This is a genomic window from Syntrophomonas sp. (genome assembly GCF_028707975.1).
Lineage (GTDB): Bacteria > Bacillota > Syntrophomonadia > Syntrophomonadales > Syntrophomonadaceae > Syntrophomonas.
Genome location: NZ_JAQVZX010000129.1, coordinates 1 through 4,343, shown reverse-complemented (window position 1 = coordinate 4,343; position 4,343 = coordinate 1). Strand labels below are relative to the sequence as shown.

The 4,343-nt window shown below is 45.0% G+C and carries 4 protein-coding genes; 2 read left to right on the top strand and 2 right to left on the bottom strand.

What is annotated here, in order from left to right; translation table 11 throughout:
* The coding region (locus PHP87_RS10970; protein WP_299921300.1) for a methyl-accepting chemotaxis protein at positions 1–1,716 on the top strand (1,716 nt) is incomplete at its 5' end.
* Between the two features lie 67 nt (positions 1,717–1,783).
* Here PHP87_RS10970 and PHP87_RS10965 read toward each other — a convergent pair.
* On the bottom strand, positions 1,784–2,074 hold the full coding sequence (locus PHP87_RS10965; protein WP_299921298.1) for a hypothetical protein: 291 nt from the start codon (positions 2,072–2,074) through the stop codon (positions 1,784–1,786).
* A gap of 90 nt (positions 2,075–2,164) precedes the next feature.
* Positions 2,165–2,737 (bottom strand): nitroreductase family protein, encoded by a 573-nt coding sequence (locus PHP87_RS10960; RefSeq protein WP_011641546.1) that lies wholly within the window; start codon positions 2,735–2,737, stop codon positions 2,165–2,167.
* A 328-nt stretch (positions 2,738–3,065) separates the two neighbouring features.
* Here PHP87_RS10960 and PHP87_RS10955 point away from each other — a divergent pair, with 328 nt between their 5' ends.
* Positions 3,066–3,977 (top strand): hypothetical protein, encoded by a 912-nt coding sequence (locus tag PHP87_RS10955; protein WP_299921294.1) that lies wholly within the window; start codon positions 3,066–3,068, stop codon positions 3,975–3,977.
* Positions 3,978–4,343: the final 366 nt, after the last annotated feature.

Genomic DNA, 4,343 nt, shown 5'->3' with positions numbered 1-4,343 from the left:
TATTTGATGATGGGGGTTGCCGGGCTGGATGGGCAGGTGCTCACAACTGCGGGTTCGACCACCAACTTAAAGGATCGGGATTACTTTGACCAGGCCCTTAAAGGGCAATCCAGTGTTTCCGATCCTATTGTCAGTAGAATTGATGGCAGTACCATTATTATGATGGTCAGCCCGATTCACGGAGCTGAGGGAAAAGTTATAGGGGTTCTGGCGGCGGCACTGGATGGTTTGACCTTAAGCCAAATAGTGGCCGGGATAAAATTTTGTGATAGCGGTTATGCCTATATGTTGAACCCGCAGGGCAAGGTTATAGCCCATCCTAAAGGGGAAATGGTTATAGAACAATATGATCCCATTGCCGAAGCGGAGAAGGATCCTAAACTCGCTCCCCTGGCTGCAATTGTAAATAATATGTTGAAAGCAGAGTGTGGTTATGGTGAATACCTGTGGATTGACGGCAGCAACAAATTCATGGGCTATGCCCCGGTGGAAAATACCGGTTGGTCGATTGCTGTAACCGCCCCCCAGGATGAAGTACTGGCTGGCCTGAAAAGCATGACAGTAGGGGTGCTGGTCGCTGCTCTTATTTTTCTTCTCATAGGTATCGCTCTAGCAACTTATCTAGGCAGAGTACTCGCCAATCCAATTAAAAATGCTGCCGGGCATGCGGCCATGATTGCTGACGGTGACTTGAGAGTAGAAATCGCTGCTGAAGCTCTTGCTCGCCAAGACGAGATAGGTCACCTGGCTAAGAGCCTGGATAATATGGTTCAAAGCTTGAGAAATATTATGCACGAAGTGGCCCTTAACTCCCAGGAAGTAGCAGCTTCCAGTCAAGAGCTGGCCGCTTCCGGTGAAAATATAGCCTCAATTGTAGAGGAACTATCCGCTTCCACAGAAGAGATCGCGGCGGGTATAATAAATATATCTTCTGCAACTGATGAAGTAAATGCCTCGGGCGAAGGGATATCATCTGCTTTATTGTTGGCCAGTAAGGATGCAGAGCAGGGTGTTCTTCAAGCCCAAAGCATTGAAAAGAGAGCGGCGCGAATGCAAAACGGAGCCCAGGATCATAAAAAGACCGCAGAAAATGTTTATGGAACTATAAAAGAAAAACTTACTGCAGCCATTGAAGAAGCCCGGGTGGTAGAACAAATATCCGAGTTGGCAGAAAATATATCCGGTATTGCCAGCCAGACTAATCTTCTGGCCCTTAATGCCGCTATAGAAGCCGCCCGAGCCGGTGAACAGGGCAAGGGCTTTGCCGTGGTAGCGGAAGAAGTAAGAAAACTGGCAGAAAACTCAGCCTCAGCGGTAGAGGGGATTCAAGGCATGACCGAACAGGTGCAAAGGTCTATCGCCAATTTAACCAACTATGCTGAAGAATTGCTGAATTTTATTAATACCCAGATTATTGCCGATTATGGAGATATGGTTACGATATGCAAGCATTACAAGAATGATAGCGACATGTTTTTAAACCTAATCGAAAAAATAAAAAAACATACCGAAGAAGTCCTGGCCTCAGTGGAAGACATAAACCACAGCCTGGACTCTACCGCTGGCACCATAAGAGACTCATCTGCCGGAGCCCAAAAAATAGCAGAGGCAAGCCAAACAGCTGCTATAGCAGCCACAGAAATAAGTGCCGCATCAGTTAGAATGGCAGAAAACGCCGAAAAGCTGAACCTGCTTATTACCCGCTTCAAATTGTAGAATATATCACGGGGACGGTCCTCAGCAGAACCGTCCCCGTGATATACAGATATACATGAAATATGGCTTATTTTTGCAGGTGGAGCATAAGCAGAAGTATCCCTTCTTCCCTGATTTCATAGTCTATGCCGCCATCTTCGAAGCTTCCAGTCTTTTCAATTTCGCAGTCATCACCTATGTAATGCAGATCGTAATCCACTCCCAGAGCGATCTGACCCTGCTCATTTCTCTCTACCCTCAGTTTTTCATAGCTCCCTTCTCGGCTATTGATACCTACGCCAAGACATAGATAATAAGTAACCTGGGTAGATTCGGCTTGATTAATATCACTTATTAATTCATCCAGGATTAATTCCATTAGTTTAATTCCTCCCTTTAATTAATTCCTTAAACTAAATTTTGCCATTTTAATTCATTAAGTGTAGCCTAACTGAGGATTAGATTATCTTCAATCGACCCATCTAACCTTGTTTTTTAATTCCGGATCCAGCCTGGCTGGAGGCTCAGCTTTCATATCAGGATAACCTATGGGGGTAAGTGCTACTATTTCCCGGTCTTCCGGGATTTCAAGAATGCGCCTTATAGATGCCTCATCACGCAGGGGACCGGTCATCCAGCAAGAGCCCAAACCCTCAGCACAGGCGGCCAATAAAAGATTCTCAAAAGCCGCACTAACACTCTCCAGGTGCATTTTGCGCGTTGTCTCATCTTTACTGCCCCTGGTCAAGGCTACCACTATTATTGGCGCCCCGCCAAAAGAACGGGCAAATTGTAAAAACGCCGCTTTTCTAGCCGCATCCTCCCAATCAGCAGTATAGACTTCAGCAAAGCGCCCGTAACTCTCTCCCATCTCCTTTTTCTTTTCTCCGGAGACTACGATGAATTCCCACTGCTGCATATTCATCCCCGAAGGAGCCCAGTTAGCCGCATCCAGAATCTTAAGGATGGTTTCCCTGGGTACCATATCGGCTTTATATTTCCTTATAGCTCGCCGCGAATGAATAACCTCGTAAAAATCCATACTATTACCTCCTTGTAGTTTCTCTATTGGATCTTTCTTTCCACTAATTAATCATAATCAGGGAGTAAATGCAAGCAGCCAAAAACACAGGGATGTATATCAACAGGGGATTAGTAAAAAACTAATACATAAGGATGTTCTTATCTGCTCTTTTAAATAAAAATGTTGTAGCCTTGGCAGGCTCCTGTAGCTGCTTATATGTAGCATTGTATTATCAATGGAAATTTATTAAAAAATGACTCCACTGCAAAAACCCCTTTTGTTGCATAAGGGTTGCATAAATATACAAAGCGAGCAAGGGAATCAAATACTATTGAGGTGAAAATATATGAAAAAAAGTAAAGTCATAATCCTTTTCCTGTCGGCATTTCTAATTTTAGGCCTCCTTTTCCTCCCGGCCTGTTCCCAAAAAGAATCCAAGCCACAGAAGCCAAAAGAATCAAGCGGGCAAAAACCTGAGGCTCCTCCGGAGACAGAAAAGCTCCTGAAGGATTTGGATAAAATTATACAGGAACTGGATAAAATGATAAAAGCCCAGAAAATGCCCTCTTTCCAGCAAAAGGAAGGGGAAAGTTCCTCCGCATCAAGCGGGCAAAAGCAAAAGGAGGGTTCCAGCCAAGAGGGAAGCCAGAAAGAAGAATCCGCTTCTTCCTCTAAGCAAGGTGGAAGCAAGCAGCAAGAATCTGCGTCTAGTTCGAAAAATCCCTGGCCATCCATAAATCAGGGGGTTAAAAGTATTCACCAGAACTGGAACCAATTGGAGCCTGAAGCAGTTCGAGCCGGCCTCCCGGTAAGCTCACGGGACCATTGGGAAAAGACCTTGAGCAGTCTTACCATGGCAGCCAGCAAACAGAATGCAGAAGAAAGCCTCATGGCAGCTATAAGCCTTTACCAGCCTTTTGCTGACATAGCCCAGGTTTTCGCTATGACCCTGCCCCCAGATTTTTTCCGGGTGAAATATGAAGTAATGGCCGCTATGCAGGAAAGCATACGGCAAGATTGGGAAAAAGCCGCTCTGCATATACCCAAAATGCAAGAAAATTGGGAAAGCCTCAAGGTACAGGCCAAAGATGCTGATCCCCGCCTAATAAGCTGTTGTGAGTTTGCCCTGCGCGACCTGGAAGATGCCATAAAGAATCAAGAGATGGAACTGGTATTAATAAAAGGTGAAATAAGCCTGGATAATCTGAAAAAGCTGGAGGAAAAACTCAAAAAGGCTATGACCAAGGGTAAGTCCTGACCAGAAAAACTTGCACCCTCGCTAAGCTGGCTTTACTGCCTTCACCGAATGGACTGACCCGGCGCAGGTCGATAGGGGTTCCGATAACCACTACCTCCGCCGGTGAGTTGTTAATGGTCGGTTGTTTCGAACATGATATTCTACTTTCCCTTGTACATATTTATCTTCACTCCACTGGGGTCTAACCCTAAATAATGTTTAAAATAATCAAAAACACCATTACAAAGAAACACAGGATGAAAGCCACTCCGGCCCCTATTGATAAAGGCTTTATCTGGCTGCGGGGATAGATTTTCTTTTGTCTAAGGAGTTTTTTATATGAAGGTTTCCTGCCTAGCTTTTTATTACCCCATACAAGCAGAGTAT

Coding starts and splice junctions, on each gene's coding strand:
- PHP87_RS10960 (WP_011641546.1), bottom strand. CDS start 2,737: ATGGATTTTTACGAGGTTATTCATTCGCGGCGAGCTATAAGGAAATAT.
- PHP87_RS10955 (WP_299921294.1), top strand. CDS start 3,066: ATGAAAAAAAGTAAAGTCATAATCCTTTTCCTGTCGGCATTTCTAATT.
- PHP87_RS10965 (WP_299921298.1), bottom strand. CDS start 2,074: ATGGAATTAATCCTGGATGAATTAATAAGTGATATTAATCAAGCCGAA.